Raw genomic sequence first — 17582 nt, 5'->3', positions numbered from 1 at the left:
GCAATCAAATTCATTGACATTCCCATTGGAAATTGGTAAATTTGTATTAAACCAATAAAAATAGTCGGAAATGAGGAGTGGGGAAAATGGTACGTGTAGCAAATTCTATTGCAGACCTTGTTGGCCAGACGCCAATTGTGAAACTAAACCGTTTAGTTGATGATAATAGTGCAGATGTTTATCTAAAATTGGAGTACATGAATCCTGGCAGCAGCGTAAAAGACCGTATTGCCCTGGCAATGATCACTGCCGCAGAGAAAGAAGGAAGCCTCAAACCAGGTGATACCATTATTGAACCTACAAGCGGAAATACAGGAATCGGATTAGCGATGATTGCAGCAGCAAAAGGCTATAAAGCGGTTCTTGTCATGCCGGAGACGATGAGTATGGAGCGCCGCAATTTGCTTCGTGCTTACGGTGCCGACCTTGTACTCACACCTGGACCGGAAGGAATGGGCGGTGCGATCCGCAAGGCGCAGGAATTGGCAAAGGAAAATGGCTATTTCGTGCCTCAGCAGTTTGAAAACCCTGCGAACCCTGAAATTCACCGTTTAACAACAGGACCAGAAATCACAGAGCAAATGGGCGACCAGCTGGATGCATTCATATCCGGAATCGGTACAGGCGGAACGATTACAGGTGCCGGCCAAGTGCTTAAAGAAAAATATAAAAATATCAAAATTTACGCAGTTGAACCAACTGATTCACCTGTACTATCAGGCGGAAAGCCGGGTCCTCATAAAATCCAGGGCATTGGAGCAGGATTTGTACCGGATACGCTGGATACAAAGATTTATGATGAAGTGATTCAAATTACAAATGATGAGGCATTTGATTATGCCCGCCGCGCGGCCAAGGAAGAAGGGATCCTAGGAGGAATTTCCTCTGGTGCGGCGATCAGTGCGGCGCTAAAAGTTGCTAAAGAGCTTGGAAAAGGGAAAAAGGTTCTGGCCATTATCCCAAGTAACGGCGAGCGTTATTTAAGTACTCCTTTATACCAATTTGAAGCTGAATAATTGATATGACAGCGGTCTCTGATGGCCGCTGTTTTTTGCGTACAATAAAAATTATGAAAGCATGCCCTACATAATGTATGATGAAAAAAGAGAAAAATATAGGGGTGACATTCATTGAAGCAGCTTCACATCCATGCCAAAAAAATACCTTATACATATAATCGGTTCTTCCGCCAATACCGCTCACAGTCGGAGGGATTGGCACATCATATTTTACTTGAAAGCGGACGGGGAGGCAGGTACAGTATCGCAGCTTTTGAGCCGGATGCCATTTTAACAGGCAAAAATTCAGAACTTGAAATTGTTAGAGACGGCGAAAAACAGGTGCTGGAAGGTAACCCCCTTCACTTGATGCAGGAATGGCTGAATCAATATAAAGCAGATAAGCTCGATGAACTTCCTGACTTTCAGGGAGGTGCAATCGGGTTTATCAGCTATGATTACGCACGTTATATCGAAAAGCTTCCAAATGACGCTCAAGATGATCTGCAGATACCTGATATTCATTTTTTCATTTATAAAGAATGCTTTGTCTTTGACCATGAAACCGAAGAGCTCTGGCTGATTTTCTTATACGAAAAAGGGGAAGAGCAGGCGATTGAGGAACGGGTAGAGAATTGGGAGCAGAGATGGAAGAATGAAAGTGAGGAGCCATCTGCGAAAGCGGAATACAATCAGGCTGAAAATACACTTGGTGTATCCATGAATGAAGAAGAATTCATGGCTGCCGTCAGGAGTATTCAGGAATATATTTCACAGGGAGATGTCTTCCAGGTAAATCTCTCGGTATGCCAAAGCCGCCCAATTCATATCCAGGCAATGGATGTATACGAGCAGCTGAGAGCGTTAAACCCCTCTCCATACATGGGGTATTTCCACACGCCGGGATACCAGCTTGTAAGCGGATCTCCGGAACTGCTGATTAAGAAAAAAGGAAACACCGTCAGTACGCGGCCGATTGCCGGGACAAGATCCCGCGGGAAGGACCATGAGGAGGACCTCAAACTCGCCAGTGAACTGATTGAAAATGAGAAAGAACGTGCAGAGCACGTGATGCTGGTCGATCTTGAGCGAAATGACCTGGGAAGAGTCTGCAAATATGGCACCGTTACAGTGGATGAGTTCATGGTCATTGAAAAATACTCACATGTGATGCATATCGTCTCCCATGTAAAAGGGGAGCTGACAGAGGGGAAGACTGCTGTTGATATCATCGACGCTGTGTTTCCGGGAGGGACCATTACAGGGGCCCCAAAGGTGCGGACTATGGAGATCATTGAAGAGCTTGAACCGGTCACAAGGGGGCCATACACCGGATCTCTTGGCTGGATCAATTTCAGCGGCGACCTGGAACTGAACATCATCATCCGGACGATGCTTGTTAAAGAAGGACAGGCCCATGTGCAGGCGGGTGCCGGCATTGTCATTGACTCTAATCCGAAAAATGAATACAAGGAGTCGCTGAAAAAGGCTATTGCTCTTTGGAAAGCAAAAGAACTCGCAGAACAGGCAAAAGGGGATCAGCTATGATTTATATGATCGATAATTACGACTCTTTTACGTATAATCTCGTACAGTATCTTGGTGAATTAGGCGAAGAGCTGGTTATAAAAAGAAACGATGAAACGTCTATTTCTGAAATTGGCAGTTTGCAGCCGAAGTTCCTAATGATCTCTCCGGGGCCGTGCAGCCCGAATGAAGCAGGCATCAGCCTGGAAGCCATTGAAGCATTTGCGGGCAAAATCCCTGTTTTCGGCGTTTGTTTGGGACACCAATCAATTGCCCAAGTATTCGGCGGTGATGTTGTACAAGCAGAGCGGCTCATGCATGGAAAAACCTCTGACATTTTTCATGATGGGAAAACGATTTTTAAAGGCTTGCCCAATCCGTTTCCTGCCACCCGCTACCATTCGCTGATTGTAAAAAAGGAGACTCTGCCAGATTGCCTTGAGGTTTCGGCCTGGACGGAGGAAGGAGAAATTATGGCCATTCGCCATAAGGAACTTCCTGTGGAAGGGGTACAATTCCATCCGGAGTCGATTTTAACAACGGCCGGAAAAGAATTGCTGCAGAATTTTATTCAGCATTACAAAGCATCACTGCAAACAGAGGGGATGTAAACCTTGTATATTTACATGAATGGTGAAGTTATCAGGATAGAACAAGTGAGGATCTCTCCTTTTGATCATGGCTTTTTATATGGATTGGGTCTGTTTGAAACCTTCCGTGTCTACAATGGTCATCCTTTTTTACTGGATGACCATCTGGAAAGGCTGAACCGGAGCCTGGAAGTTCTGAATATCGATGCAAGCTATAAAAGAGAAAGTGTGCTCGAGGCGCTGGAGATGCTTCTCGAAAAAAACGGATACAACAATGCCTATATCCGGATGAATGTGTCAGCGGGGAATGGTGAGATAGGCCTGCAGACAGCTCCGTACTCAAACCCGAATACGATTCTCTTCTGCAAACCGCTTCCCCCAAGAAGTACTGGCGCGGAAAAGCATGCAGTATGGCTGAAGATTCCCCGCAATACACCTGAAGGGACAGAACGCCTGAAGTCCCATCATTATTTAAATAACATTCTGGCTAAAAAAGAAGCGGGTGACGACCCTGGCATAGAAGGGATATTTTTGACAAAAGAAGGCTTTTTGGCAGAAGGGGTCACTTCGAATTTATTCTGGATTAATGAAGGCCACTTATTTACGCCCTCGCTTGGTACTGGCATACTAAACGGCATTACCCGAAGATTTGTGATCAGGCTTGCAGAGAAATTGGGGATGATTGTACAGGAAGGCATGTATAGGCCGGAAGCTATATTGGGAGCAGATGAAGTTTTTGTAACGAACTCCATCCAGGAAATTGTACCGATTTGCTCGTTTGATGGCCATCCCATGCAAGGGCTTTCCGGCAAGAAAACAACAGAGCTCCAGCTTCACTATGAAAACCACTGTGAACAATTATGGAGCAGGAATGAACTGTAGGAGGATTCATAATGTCTAAAACAACAATTCAGTGTGGCCCATATACGTTGGATTACGGAAAGAAAACCATGGTGATGGGAATTTTGAATGCAACGCCGGATTCATTTTCAGATGGCGGCAAATACAGTCATCAGGATCTGGCAGTCAAGCATGCCCTGGAAATGGTTGAAAACGGAGCGGATATCATCGATGTCGGGGGAGAATCAACCCGTCCGGGATTTGATCCGGTGCTAGCAGACGAAGAGCTGAAGCGTGTTCTTCCTGTCATCGAGGCGATTTCAAAGGAAGTCGATGTTCCAATATCGATTGATACCTATAAAGCTGAAGTCGCCAGGCAGGCCATTGAAGCCGGAGCTCATATTATCAATGATGTCTGGGGTGCTAAAGCGGATCCTCAGATGGCATCAGTCGCAGCGGAAACGGGAGCGCCGATTATCTTAATGCATAACCGCAAAAATATGGAATACACTTCATTTTTCCGTGATGTCATGAATGACCTGTATGAAAGCATCGCGCTTGTAAAGTCTGCCGGTGTTAAGGACGAGAACATTATCCTTGACCCGGGCATCGGTTTTGCCAAAGACTTGAATTATAACCTGCAAATGATGAGAGATTTGGACAAGCTTGTTGCCATCGGGTATCCAGTGCTGCTTGGAACATCGAAAAAGCGGATGATCGGAACCATCCTGGACCTTCCGGTTGAGGAAAGGACAGAAGGGACCGGAGCCACAGTCTGCTATGGCATCCAAAAAGGGTGCCAGATCATTCGCATCCATGATGTAAAGGAAATGGGCCGAATGGCTAAAATGATGGACGCTTTAATGGGAAAAGGTGAATACAATGGATAAAATCTATGTAAACCGAATGGAGTTCTATGGCTACCATGGTGTTTTTCCGGAAGAAACACGCCTTGGACAGCGCTTTGCTGTAGACCTTACCGTGGAAGCAGACCTGAAAAAGGCGGGGGAAACAGATAATCTTGATGACTCCATTAACTATGGCGAGCTGTATGCAGTCTGCAAAGAGGTTGTGGAAGGAAAGCCCTATAAGCTGGTTGAAGCTGTAGCAGAAAAGCTGGCAGCAGAACTTCTTTCGCGTTTTCCGCTGATTCTGCAGCTGACTGTCAAAGTCATCAAGCCTGATCCGCCCATTCCTGGCCACTATCAATCAGTTGCCGTTGAAATTACGAGAGGCAGATCATGAAGAATTCCGCTTTTATTGCACTTGGCTCAAATATCGGCAGCAGGTTTGATCACTTGAAGGAAGCTATTGAGATGATTGATCAGCTTCCGGATACCCGAGTGGTAAATACTTCATCTATTTACGAAACCGACCCGGTTGGTTATGAAGATCAAGAACAATTTTTAAATATGGCGATCCAAATTTCTACAGGATTAAGTCCTTGTGAATTGCTGGATGCATGCCTTGATATAGAATTAAAACTTGGGAGAAAAAGGGAAATCCATTGGGGGCCCCGGACAATAGACCTTGACATTTTGCTGTATAATCACGAAAATATTGAAACAGAGAAGCTTATTGTTCCTCATCCTCGGATGCATGAAAGAGCATTTGTCCTTGTTCCTCTTTTAGAGGTTGATTCCAGCATCAGGCTTCCGAAGATGGAGAGGCCCTTAATTTCAATACTGGAAGATATACCTGACAGAGAGGGAGTACGGATATGGAAGCAGAAAAATGGGGAAGACGTATTCGCGCTTTTCGAAAGCTAAAAGGATTTACACAAGAAGGATTTGCGAGAGAACTGGGTGTATCGGTTTCGATCTTAGGTGAAATTGAAAGAGGAAACCGCATGCCTGCACCTGCTTTAATTGAGCAGATCGCTCTGGCACTTAAAGTAACACAGGAAGAATTGGCTCCCAGGCAGGAGCATGATTAATATATACGCTTGAATATTTTAAAAGGAGGTGCAATCATGTTCAAAATTGGCGATATCGAGATGAAAAACCGTGTGGTACTGGCTCCGATGGCCGGAGTGTGCAACTCGGCTTTCCGTCTGACTGTAAAAGAATTCGGTGCCGGTCTCGTATGTGCTGAGATGGTCAGCGACAAAGGCATTGTCTTAAAAAACGAACGAACAATGAACATGCTATATATCGATGAAAGAGAAAAACCGCTAAGCCTGCAGATTTTCGGTGGCGAAAAAGAAACGCTGGTAGAAGCAGCGAAATTTGTAGATAAAAATACGAATGCAGATATCATCGACATTAACATGGGTTGCCCTGTCCCTAAGATTACCAAATGTGATGCAGGTGCCAAGTGGCTCCTTGACCCGGATAAAATTTATGAAATGGTTTCGGTTGTAACAGATGCTGTCGAAAAGCCTGTTACCGTGAAGATGCGCATGGGCTGGGATGAAGATCACATCTATGCTGTTAAAAACGCTCAGGCTGTTGAACGCGCAGGCGGCAAAGCTGTAGCCCTTCACGGACGTACGCGTGTTCAAATGTATGAAGGGAAAGCAAACTGGGAGATCATCCGCGAAGTGAAGCAGAGCATTAACATCCCGCTTATCGGAAATGGTGATGTGCAGACACCCCAGGATGCTAAGCGTATGCTCGATGAAACAGGCTGTGACGGTGTTATGATCGGACGTGCTGCGCTAGGAAACCCATGGATGATTTACCGCACAGTCAAATACCTTGAGACTGGTGAATTAATGGGCGAGCCTTCTGTACGCGAGAAAATTGAAGTGTGCATTCTTCACCTGGACCGTCTGATTTCATTAAAAGGCGAATTTATCGCTGTCCGTGAAATGAGAAAGCATGCAGCATGGTACCTTAAAGGAATCCGCGGCAATGCGAAAGTCCGCAATGCGGTCAACGAATGTGATACGAGAGAAGATCTTGTTACATTGCTGAACGCTTTAGTTATCGATGCAGAAGAAAAGGAAAGAAGCCAGACACAGGCTGGATAAGCGGCGTATAGTTTGACAGGCTGTCATTCTTTGCCTATAATACTTTTGATAAAAGGAAACTGCCAGTGCATGAACTGGCAGTTTTTATTCTATTTAAATATTTAGGATGTCTGATTTACTCACTTTGTGTAAAATAATAGAGATATACATTTTTGAAGGACCGCAGAATTGTGCGTACATAAAAAGATTTACAAAATGGAGATGATTTTAGTGAGCCAGAGTCATGAAGAATTAAATGACCAGTTAAAAGTAAGACGCGAAAAAATGAACAGCTTGCGCGAACAGGGAATGGATCCTTTCGGGAAACGTTTCGACCGTTCTCACCAAAGCAAAGAATTAATTGAGCAGTACGGTGAGCTTGAAAAAGAAGAAATTGAAGAAAAGAATGTTTCTGTCACGCTGGCAGGCCGCATTATGACAAAACGCGGAAAAGGGAAAGCCGGATTCGCTCATATACAAGATCTATCAGGACAAATTCAAATCTACATCCGCAAAGATGCAGTTGGGGAAGATAGCTATGCAATCTTTGAATCTGCCGACCTGGGAGATATCATTGGGGTCAGCGGTACGCTCTTTAAAACAAAGGTAGGCGAACTGTCTGTAAAAGCGCAGGAATTTGACCTTCTGACAAAATCCCTGCGTCCGCTTCCGGATAAGTTCCACGGTCTTAAAGACGTTGAGCAGCGTTACCGCCAGCGTTACCTGGATCTAATTATGAGCGAGGAAAGCAAACAGACTTTCATCACGAGAAGCCGCATTATCCAATCCATGCGCCGCTACCTTGACAGCCATGGCTACCTTGAAGTTGAAACACCTATGATGCATTCCATTGCAGGGGGAGCATCTGCACGTCCATTTATCACTCATCATAATGCGCTGGATATGGAACTTTATATGCGTATCGCGATTGAGCTTCACCTGAAGCGCCTGATTGTGGGCGGCCTTGAAAAGGTATATGAAATTGGCCGGGTATTCCGTAATGAAGGTGTATCAACACGGCACAATCCTGAATTCACTATGATTGAATTGTACGAAGCTTATGCTGACTATAGAGATATTATGAGCCTGACAGAAAACCTTATTGCCCACATTGCCCAGGAAGTCCTTGGAACAACTACTGTGCAATACGGTGAGTATGAAGTGGATCTTAAGCCTGAATGGAAAAGGCTTCATATGGTAGATGCCATTAAGGAATACACAGGGGTAGACTTCTGGAAAGAAACAAGCAAGGAAGAAGCGCAGCAGCTTGCCAAAGAACACGGTGTTGAAATCAAAGACAATATGGAATATGGACATATTGTTAACGAATTCTTCGAGCAGAAGGTTGAAGAAAAATTAATTCAGCCTACATTCATCTATGGACATCCTGTCGAGATTTCACCGCTTGCGAAGAAAAATGAGGAAGATCCGCGCTTTACAGATCGATTTGAATTATTCATTGTAGCCCGTGAACATGCGAATGCCTTCACTGAGCTGAATGATCCGATTGACCAGCGCGAGCGTTTTGAAGCACAGCTGAAAGAACGCGAAGAGGGCAATGATGAAGCTCATATGATGGATGACGACTTCATTGAAGCTCTTGAATACGGCATGCCGCCAACTGGCGGACTTGGCATTGGGATTGACCGCCTTGTTATGCTGCTGACAAACTCTCCTTCTATTAGAGATGTTCTGTTATTCCCGTTAATGCGCCATCGTTAAAATTTATAAATCAAGGCAGAGTACAGCGCGTGCTCTGTCTTTTTTTGTTTTATATAAAGGATTTAGGAACGTAAGATCTGCATAAATGATACTTTTTTTCGAGCAGAATAATGGGAATATTTTTTCTTTCTTTTTTGCGGATAAAAAAGAAAAAAACATATTGCATGTTGTCCTGTGAGGTGATATATTTATATTCGTTGCTGCGAGACAGCGACTTACAAAAAAGATTTTAAAAAAAGTTATTGACTCAGATGATTGAATCTGATAAGATAATAAAGTCGCCTTTGGGCGGCGGATTGATCTTTGAAAACTGAACGAACAAAAACGTCAACGTTAATTCTTTAGTCTTTTTTTTAAAAGACAATTTATGAGCTTAATCAACTCTTATATGGAGAGTTTGATCCTGGCTCAGGACGAACGCTGGCGGCGTGCCTAATACATGCAAGTCGAGCGGACAGATGGGAGCTTGCTCCCTGAAGTCAGCGGCGGACGGGTGAGTAACACGTGGGCAACCTGCCTGTAAGACTGGGATAACTCCGGGAAACCGGGGCTAATACCGGATAATTCTTTCCCTCACATGAGGGAAAGCTGAAAGATGGTTTCGGCTATCACTTACAGATGGGCCCGCGGCGCATTAGCTAGTTGGTGAGGTAACGGCTCACCAAGGCGACGATGCGTAGCCGACCTGAGAGGGTGATCGGCCACACTGGGACTGAGACACGGCCCAGACTCCTACGGGAGGCAGCAGTAGGGAATCTTCCGCAATGGACGAAAGTCTGACGGAGCAACGCCGCGTGAGTGATGAAGGTTTTCGGATCGTAAAACTCTGTTGTTAGGGAAGAACAAGTACCGGAGTAACTGCCGGTACCTTGACGGTACCTAACCAGAAAGCCACGGCTAACTACGTGCCAGCAGCCGCGGTAATACGTAGGTGGCAAGCGTTGTCCGGAATTATTGGGCGTAAAGCGCGCGCAGGCGGTTCCTTAAGTCTGATGTGAAAGCCCCCGGCTCAACCGGGGAGGGTCATTGGAAACTGGGGAACTTGAGTGCAGAAGAGAAGAGTGGAATTCCACGTGTAGCGGTGAAATGCGTAGAGATGTGGAGGAACACCAGTGGCGAAGGCGACTCTTTGGTCTGTAACTGACGCTGAGGCGCGAAAGCGTGGGGAGCAAACAGGATTAGATACCCTGGTAGTCCACGCCGTAAACGATGAGTGCTAAGTGTTAGAGGGTTTCCGCCCTTTAGTGCTGCAGCAAACGCATTAAGCACTCCGCCTGGGGAGTACGGCCGCAAGGCTGAAACTCAAAGGAATTGACGGGGGCCCGCACAAGCGGTGGAGCATGTGGTTTAATTCGAAGCAACGCGAAGAACCTTACCAGGTCTTGACATCTCCTGACAACCCTAGAGATAGGGCGTTCCCCTTCGGGGGACAGGATGACAGGTGGTGCATGGTTGTCGTCAGCTCGTGTCGTGAGATGTTGGGTTAAGTCCCGCAACGAGCGCAACCCTTGATCTTAGTTGCCAGCATTCAGTTGGGCACTCTAAGGTGACTGCCGGTGACAAACCGGAGGAAGGTGGGGATGACGTCAAATCATCATGCCCCTTATGACCTGGGCTACACACGTGCTACAATGGATGGTACAAAGGGCTGCGAGACCGCGAGGTTAAGCGAATCCCATAAAACCATTCTCAGTTCGGATTGCAGGCTGCAACTCGCCTGCATGAAGCCGGAATCGCTAGTAATCGCGGATCAGCATGCCGCGGTGAATACGTTCCCGGGCCTTGTACACACCGCCCGTCACACCACGAGAGTTTGTAACACCCGAAGTCGGTGGGGTAACCATTTGGAGCCAGCCGCCTAAGGTGGGACAGATGATTGGGGTGAAGTCGTAACAAGGTAGCCGTATCGGAAGGTGCGGCTGGATCACCTCCTTTCTAAGGATATTTACATGAAACGTGACGCGTTTTGTTCGTTCAGTTTTGAGAGTTCAATCTCTCATTGAAAGATTCGTTCTTTGAAAACTAGATAATGTTAATGAAGAAGCAATAACCGAGTAATCGCCATCTTAGTTTTTTTTCTCTTATTATTGTTTTAAAACAACGTAAGAGCACAAACCATGAGGACGATGAGCGGCAAGGAGATCAAGGAAGCGACCGAGTGAGCACCGGAGCGTACTTCAGTACGTGAGGAGCGGAGCGAGAGAGCTGACGCAGAGATCCGCAGTCGATCAGCGGCCGAAGTAGGTTAAGTTAGAAAGGGCGCACGGTGAATGCCTTGGCACTAGGAGCCGATGAAGGACGGTACTAACACCGATATGCTTCGGGGAGCTGTAAGTAAGCTTTGATCCGGAGATTTCCGAATGGGGAAACCCCCTATCCGTAATGGGATAGGATCTTTACCTGAATACATAGGGTATGGAAGGCAGACCCGGGGAACTGAAACATCTAAGTACCCGGAGGAAGAGAAAGCAAACGCGATTCCCTGAGTAGCGGCGAGCGAAACGGGATTAGCCCAAACCAGGAGGCTTGCCTCCTGGGGTTGTAGGACACTCTACACGGAGTTACAAAGGAACGAGGTAAATGAACAGGTCTGGAAAGGCCGGCCAGAGAAGGTAAAAGCCCTGTAGTTGAAACTTCGTTCCCTCCAGAGTGGATCCTGAGTACGGCGGGACACGAGAAATCCCGTCGGAAGCAGGGAGGACCATCTCCCAAGGCTAAATACTCCCTAGTGACCGATAGTGAACCAGTACCGTGAGGGAAAGGTGAAAAGCACCCCGGAAGGGGAGTGAAAGAGATCCTGAAACCGTGTGCCTACAAGTAGTTAGAGCCCGTTAATGGGTGATAGCGTGCCTTTTGTAGAATGAACCGGCGAGTTACGATTACATGCGAGGTTAAGTTGAAGAGACGGAGCCGCAGCGAAAGCGAGTCTGAACAGGGCGAATGAGTATGTGGTCGTAGACCCGAAACCAGGTGATCTACCCATGTCCAGGGTGAAGTCCAGGTAACACTGGATGGAGGCCCGAACCCACGCACGTTGAAAAGTGCGGGGATGAGGTGTGGGTAGCGGAGAAATTCCAATCGAACTTGGAGATAGCTGGTTCTCTCCGAAATAGCTTTAGGGCTAGCCTCATGTAGTAAGAGTCTTGGAGGTAGAGCACTGTTTGGACTAGGGGCCCCCATCGGGTTACCGAATTCAGACAAACTCCGAATGCCAAAGACTTATCCATGGGAGTCAGACTGCGAGTGATAAGATCCGTAGTCAAGAGGGAAACAGCCCAGACCACCAGCTAAGGTCCCAAAGTATACGTTAAGTGGAAAAGGATGTGGAGTTGCTTAGACAACCAGGATGTTGGCTTAGAAGCAGCCACCATTTAAAGAGTGCGTAATAGCTCACTGGTCGAGTGACTCCGCGCCGAAAATGTACCGGGGCTAAACGTATCACCGAAGCTGTGGATTGACATCTTCCGATGTCAGTGGTAGGAGAGCGTTCTAAGGGCGTTGAAGCCAGACCGCAAGGACTGGTGGAGCGCTTAGAAGTGAGAATGCCGGTATGAGTAGCGAAAGATGGGTGAGAATCCCATCCACCGAATGCCTAAGGTTTCCTGAGGAAGGCTCGTCCGCTCAGGGTTAGTCGGGACCTAAGCCGAGGCTGAAAAGCGTAGGCGATGGACAACAGGTTGATATTCCTGTACCACCTCTTTACCGTTTGAGCAATGGGGGGACGCAGGAGGATAGGGTAAGCGCGCTGCTGGATTAGCGCGTCCAAGCAGTTAGGCCGGTAACGAGGCAAATCCCGTTACCACACAGGCTGAGCTGTGACGGCGAGGGAAATTTAGTACCGAAGTTCCTGATTCCACACTGCCAAGAAAAGCCTCTAGCGAGGGAAAAGGTGCCCGTACCGCAAACCGACACAGGTAGGCGAGGAGAGAATCCTAAGGTGAGCGAGAGAACTCTCGTTAAGGAACTCGGCAAAATGACCCCGTAACTTCGGGAGAAGGGGTGCTCATTAGGGTGCATAGCCCTGATGAGCCGCAGTGAATAGGCCCAGGCGACTGTTTAGCAAAAACACAGGTCTCTGCGAAGCCGCAAGGCGAAGTATAGGGGCTGACGCCTGCCCGGTGCTGGAAGGTTAAGAGGAGAGGTTAGCGCAAGCGAAGCTTTGAATCGAAGCCCCAGTAAACGGCGGCCGTAACTATAACGGTCCTAAGGTAGCGAAATTCCTTGTCGGGTAAGTTCCGACCCGCACGAAAGGCGTAACGATCTGGGCACTGTCTCAACGAGAGACTCGGTGAAATTATAGTACCTGTGAAGATGCAGGTTACCCGCGACAGGACGGAAAGACCCCGTGGAGCTTTACTGTAGCCTGATATTGAATTTTGGTACAGCTTGTACAGGATAGGTAGGAGCCTGAGAAGCCGGAGCGCCAGCTTCGGTGGAGGCGTCGGTGGGATACTACCCTGGCTGTATTGAAATTCTAACCCGCGCCCCTGATCGGGGCGGGAGACAGTGTCAGGTGGGCAGTTTGACTGGGGCGGTCGCCTCCTAAAAAGTAACGGAGGCGCCCAAAGGTTCCCTCAGAATGGTTGGAAATCATTCGCAGAGTGTAAAGGCACAAGGGAGCTTGACTGCGAGACCTACAAGTCGAGCAGGGACGAAAGTCGGGCTTAGTGATCCGGTGGTTCCGCATGGAAGGGCCATCGCTCAACGGATAAAAGCTACCCCGGGGATAACAGGCTTATCTCCCCCAAGAGTCCACATCGACGGGGAGGTTTGGCACCTCGATGTCGGCTCATCGCATCCTGGGGCTGTAGTCGGTCCCAAGGGTTGGGCTGTTCGCCCATTAAAGCGGTACGCGAGCTGGGTTCAGAACGTCGTGAGACAGTTCGGTCCCTATCCGTCGTGGGCGCAGGAAATTTGAGAGGAGCTGTCCTTAGTACGAGAGGACCGGGATGGACGCACCGCTGGTGTACCAGTTGTCTTGCCAAAGGCATCGCTGGGTAGCTATGTGCGGAAGGGATAAGTGCTGAAAGCATCTAAGCATGAAGCCCCCCTCGAGATGAGATTTCCCATAGCGTCAAGCTAGTAAGATCCCTGAAAGATGATCAGGTTGATAGGTCAGAGGTGGAAGCGTGGCGACATGTGGAGCTGACTGATACTAATCGATCGAGGACTTAACCAAGTCATATGGTTATTACTCGGCAAACACTTCTTCATGCATTATCTAGTTTTGAGGGAACGAAGTTTCTTCAACCAAATAGTCCGGTGGCGATAGCGAGAAGGTCACACCCGTTCCCATACCGAACACGGAAGTTAAGCTTCTCAGCGCCGATGGTAGTTGGGGGCTGTCCCCCTGTGAGAGTAGGACGCTGCCGGGCATATATAATGGAGGATTAGCTCAGCTGGGAGAGCATCTGCCTTACAAGCAGAGGGTCGGCGGTTCGATCCCGTCATCCTCCACCATATTTGCCGGCGTAGCTCAATTGGTAGAGCAACTGACTTGTAATCAGTAGGTTGGGGGTTCAAGTCCTCTCACCGGCACCACTTCAATTCTTTTAGAGAATGAAGCCATTCAGGCTTTAGGAAGTCTCATAACATTATGAGCCATTAGCTCAGTCGGTAGAGCATCTGACTTTTAATCAGAGGGTCGAAGGTTCGAGTCCTTCATGGCTCACCATTTTTAATTTCATATTGCGGGTGTGGCGGAATTGGCAGACGCACCAGACTTAGGATCTGGCGCCGCGAGGCGTGGGGGTTCGACTCCCTTCACCCGCACCATTTTAAGCGGAAGTAGTTCAGTGGTAGAACATCACCTTGCCAAGGTGGGGGTCGCGGGTTCGAATCCCGTCTTCCGCTCCATTTTTATGCCGGGGTGGCGGAACTGGCAGACGCACAGGACTTAAAATCCTGCGGTAGGTGACTACCGTACCGGTTCGATTCCGGTCCTCGGCACCATTTAATTTCATTTTGCGCCCGTAGCTCAATTGGATAGAGCGTTTGACTACGGATCAAAAGGTTAGGGGTTCGACTCCTCTCGGGCGCGCCATTATACGGGGAGTAGCTCAGCTTGGTAGAGCACTTGGTTTGGGACCAAGGGGTCGCAGGTTCGAATCCTGTCTTCCCGACCATTTATTATTGGGGCCTTAGCTCAGCTGGGAGAGCGCCTGCTTTGCACGCAGGAGGTCAGCGGTTCGATCCCGCTAGGCTCCACCAAAAAACTTTTAAAAAAGTTATTGACTCAGATGATTGAATCTGATAAGATAATAAAGTCGCCTTTGGGCGGCGGATTGATCTTTGAAAACTGAACGAACAAAAACGTCAACGTTAATTCTTTAGTCTTTTTTTTAAAAGACAATTTATGAGCTTAATCAACTCTTATATGGAGAGTTTGATCCTGGCTCAGGACGAACGCTGGCGGCGTGCCTAATACATGCAAGTCGAGCGGACAGATGGGAGCTTGCTCCCTGAAGTCAGCGGCGGACGGGTGAGTAACACGTGGGCAACCTGCCTGTAAGACTGGGATAACTCCGGGAAACCGGGGCTAATACCGGATAATTCTTTCCCTCACATGAGGGAAAGCTGAAAGATGGTTTCGGCTATCACTTACAGATGGGCCCGCGGCGCATTAGCTAGTTGGTGAGGTAACGGCTCACCAAGGCGACGATGCGTAGCCGACCTGAGAGGGTGATCGGCCACACTGGGACTGAGACACGGCCCAGACTCCTACGGGAGGCAGCAGTAGGGAATCTTCCGCAATGGACGAAAGTCTGACGGAGCAACGCCGCGTGAGTGATGAAGGTTTTCGGATCGTAAAACTCTGTTGTTAGGGAAGAACAAGTACCGGAGTAACTGCCGGTACCTTGACGGTACCTAACCAGAAAGCCACGGCTAACTACGTGCCAGCAGCCGCGGTAATACGTAGGTGGCAAGCGTTGTCCGGAATTATTGGGCGTAAAGCGCGCGCAGGCGGTTCCTTAAGTCTGATGTGAAAGCCCCCGGCTCAACCGGGGAGGGTCATTGGAAACTGGGGAACTTGAGTGCAGAAGAGAAGAGTGGAATTCCACGTGTAGCGGTGAAATGCGTAGAGATGTGGAGGAACACCAGTGGCGAAGGCGACTCTTTGGTCTGTAACTGACGCTGAGGCGCGAAAGCGTGGGGAGCAAACAGGATTAGATACCCTGGTAGTCCACGCCGTAAACGATGAGTGCTAAGTGTTAGAGGGTTTCCGCCCTTTAGTGCTGCAGCAAACGCATTAAGCACTCCGCCTGGGGAGTACGGCCGCAAGGCTGAAACTCAAAGGAATTGACGGGGGCCCGCACAAGCGGTGGAGCATGTGGTTTAATTCGAAGCAACGCGAAGAACCTTACCAGGTCTTGACATCTCCTGACAACCCTAGAGATAGGGCGTTCCCCTTCGGGGGACAGGATGACAGGTGGTGCATGGTTGTCGTCAGCTCGTGTCGTGAGATGTTGGGTTAAGTCCCGCAACGAGCGCAACCCTTGATCTTAGTTGCCAGCATTCAGTTGGGCACTCTAAGGTGACTGCCGGTGACAAACCGGAGGAAGGTGGGGATGACGTCAAATCATCATGCCCCTTATGACCTGGGCTACACACGTGCTACAATGGATGGTACAAAGGGCTGCGAGACCGCGAGGTTAAGCGAATCCCATAAAACCATTCTCAGTTCGGATTGCAGGCTGCAACTCGCCTGCATGAAGCCGGAATCGCTAGTAATCGCGGATCAGCATGCCGCGGTGAATACGTTCCCGGGCCTTGTACACACCGCCCGTCACACCACGAGAGTTTGTAACACCCGAAGTCGGTGGGGTAACCATTTGGAGCCAGCCGCCTAAGGTGGGACAGATGATTGGGGTGAAGTCGTAACAAGGTAGCCGTATCGGAAGGTGCGGCTGGATCACCTCCTTTCTAAGGATATTTACATGAAACGTGACGCGTTTTGTTCGTTCAGTTTTGAGAGTTCAATCTCTCATTGAAAGATTCGTTCTTTGAAAACTAGATAATGTTAATGAAGAAGCAATAACCGAGTAATCGCCATCTTAGTTTTTTTTCTCTTATTATTGTTTTAAAACAACGTAAGAGCACAAACCATGAGGACGATGAGCGGCAAGGAGATCAAGGAAGCGACCGAGTGAGCACCGGAGCGTACTTCAGTACGTGAGGAGCGGAGCGAGAGAGCTGACGCAGAGATCCGCAGTCGATCAGCGGCCGAAGTAGGTTAAGTTAGAAAGGGCGCACGGTGAATGCCTTGGCACTAGGAGCCGATGAAGGACGGTACTAACACCGATATGCTTCGGGGAGCTGTAAGTAAGCTTTGATCCGGAGATTTCCGAATGGGGGAACCCCCTATCCGTAATGGGATAGGATCTTTACCTGAATACATAGGGTATGGAAGGCAGACCCGGGGAACTGAAACATCTAAGTACCCGGAGGAAGAGAAAGCAAACGCGATTCCCTGAGTAGCGGCGAGCGAAACGGGATTAGCCCAAACCAGGAGGCTTGCCTCCTGGGGTTGTAGGACACTCTACACGGAGTTACAAAGGAACGAGGTAAATGAACAGGTCTGGAAAGGCCGGCCAGAGAAGGTAAAAGCCCTGTAGTTGAAACTTCGTTCCCTCCAGAGTGGATCCTGAGTACGGCGGGACACGAGAAATCCCGTCGGAAGCAGGGAGGACCATCTCCCAAGGCTAAATACTCCCTAGTGACCGATAGTGAACCAGTACCGTGAGGGAAAGGTGAAAAGCACCCCGGAAGGGGAGTGAAAGAGATCCTGAAACCGTGTGCCTACAAGTAGTTAGAGCCCGTTAATGGGTGATAGCGTGCCTTTTGTAGAATGAACCGGCGAGTTACGATTACATGCGAGGTTAAGTTGAAGAGACGGAGCCGCAGCGAAAGCGAGTCTGAACAGGGCGAATGAGTATGTGGTCGTAGACCCGA

General features: G+C 48.4%; 10 protein-coding genes, 9 tRNA genes and 5 rRNA genes (1 of these 24 cut by a window edge). All 24 read left to right on the top strand.

Annotated elements, in window-relative coordinates:
- The first annotated feature begins 86 nt into the window (after positions 1-86).
- On the top strand, positions 87-1016 hold the full coding sequence (gene cysK, locus QUF73_17315; GenBank protein MDM5227898.1) for a cysteine synthase A: 930 nt from the start codon (positions 87-89) through the stop codon (positions 1014-1016).
- Between the two features lie 114 nt (positions 1017-1130).
- Positions 1131-2546, top strand: a complete 1416-nt coding sequence (gene pabB, locus QUF73_17310) for an aminodeoxychorismate synthase, component I (protein MDM5227897.1) — start codon at positions 1131-1133, stop codon at positions 2544-2546.
- On the top strand, positions 2543-3136 hold the full coding sequence (gene pabA, locus QUF73_17305) for an aminodeoxychorismate/anthranilate synthase component II (GenBank protein MDM5227896.1): 594 nt from the start codon (positions 2543-2545) through the stop codon (positions 3134-3136). Before pabB ends, pabA begins: the two co-directional genes overlap by 4 nt.
- Before the next feature lie 3 nt (positions 3137-3139).
- Positions 3140-3997: an aminodeoxychorismate lyase gene (gene pabC / locus QUF73_17300; protein MDM5227895.1), complete on the top strand. Its 858-nt coding sequence runs from the start codon at positions 3140-3142 to the stop codon at positions 3995-3997.
- An 11-nt stretch (positions 3998-4008) separates the two neighbouring features.
- Positions 4009-4845, top strand: a complete 837-nt coding sequence (gene folP, locus QUF73_17295; GenBank protein ID MDM5227894.1) for a dihydropteroate synthase — start codon at positions 4009-4011, stop codon at positions 4843-4845.
- Positions 4838-5200: a dihydroneopterin aldolase gene (gene folB, locus QUF73_17290; GenBank protein MDM5227893.1), complete on the top strand. Its 363-nt coding sequence runs from the start codon at positions 4838-4840 to the stop codon at positions 5198-5200. The genes folP and folB overlap by 8 nt, the downstream gene beginning before the upstream one ends.
- Positions 5197-5724, top strand: coding sequence for a 2-amino-4-hydroxy-6-hydroxymethyldihydropteridine diphosphokinase (folK, locus tag QUF73_17285; GenBank protein MDM5227892.1), 528 nt, complete (start codon positions 5197-5199; stop codon positions 5722-5724). Before folB ends, folK begins: the two co-directional genes overlap by 4 nt.
- Entirely contained in the window at positions 5676-5891 is a 216-nt protein-coding gene (locus QUF73_17280; GenBank protein MDM5227891.1) for a helix-turn-helix transcriptional regulator, read from the top strand. The genes folK and QUF73_17280 overlap by 49 nt, the downstream gene beginning before the upstream one ends.
- Before the next feature lie 36 nt (positions 5892-5927).
- Positions 5928-6929, top strand: a complete 1002-nt coding sequence (dusB, locus tag QUF73_17275) for a tRNA dihydrouridine synthase DusB (GenBank protein ID MDM5227890.1) — start codon at positions 5928-5930, stop codon at positions 6927-6929.
- Between the two features lie 201 nt (positions 6930-7130).
- The gene (lysS, locus tag QUF73_17270; protein MDM5227889.1) at positions 7131-8630 is read left to right on the top strand and encodes a lysine--tRNA ligase; all 1500 of its coding nucleotides are present in this window, start codon (positions 7131-7133) and stop codon (positions 8628-8630) included.
- Between the two features lie 385 nt (positions 8631-9015).
- Positions 9016-10565, top strand: a 16S ribosomal RNA gene (locus QUF73_17265).
- 308 nt (positions 10566-10873) lie between these two features.
- Positions 10874-13809 (top strand): 23S ribosomal RNA (locus QUF73_17260).
- 79 nt (positions 13810-13888) lie between these two features.
- A 5S ribosomal RNA gene (gene rrf, locus QUF73_17255) occupies positions 13889-14005 on the top strand.
- A 9-nt stretch (positions 14006-14014) separates the two neighbouring features.
- Positions 14015-14090: transfer RNA gene (locus QUF73_17250), tRNA-Val, on the top strand.
- Positions 14091-14095: 5 nt separating this feature from the next.
- Positions 14096-14171, top strand: a tRNA-Thr gene (locus QUF73_17245).
- Positions 14172-14228: 57 nt separating this feature from the next.
- Positions 14229-14304: transfer RNA gene (locus tag QUF73_17240), tRNA-Lys, on the top strand.
- 16 nt (positions 14305-14320) lie between these two features.
- Positions 14321-14405, top strand: a tRNA-Leu gene (locus QUF73_17235).
- A gap of 6 nt (positions 14406-14411) precedes the next feature.
- A tRNA-Gly gene (locus QUF73_17230) sits at positions 14412-14486 on the top strand.
- Positions 14487-14493: 7 nt separating this feature from the next.
- A tRNA-Leu gene (locus tag QUF73_17225) sits at positions 14494-14582 on the top strand.
- Between the two features lie 14 nt (positions 14583-14596).
- A tRNA-Arg gene (locus QUF73_17220) sits at positions 14597-14673 on the top strand.
- A gap of 5 nt (positions 14674-14678) precedes the next feature.
- Positions 14679-14755, top strand: a tRNA-Pro gene (locus QUF73_17215).
- Between the two features lie 9 nt (positions 14756-14764).
- Positions 14765-14840, top strand: a tRNA-Ala gene (locus tag QUF73_17210).
- 163 nt (positions 14841-15003) lie between these two features.
- Positions 15004-16553 (top strand): 16S ribosomal RNA (locus QUF73_17205).
- Positions 16554-16861: 308 nt separating this feature from the next.
- Positions 16862-17582 (top strand): 23S ribosomal RNA (locus tag QUF73_17200); it runs 2215 nt beyond the window's last position.
- The 16S, 23S and 5S rRNA genes sit together here with 9 tRNA genes alongside, the layout of an rRNA operon.

This window comes from Cytobacillus sp. NJ13, from assembly GCA_030348385.1.
GTDB lineage: Bacteria > Bacillota > Bacilli > Bacillales > Cytobacillaceae > Cytobacillus.
Note: the sequence above shows the minus strand (reverse complement) of the source record. Positions and strands in the feature narration are given on the sequence as shown.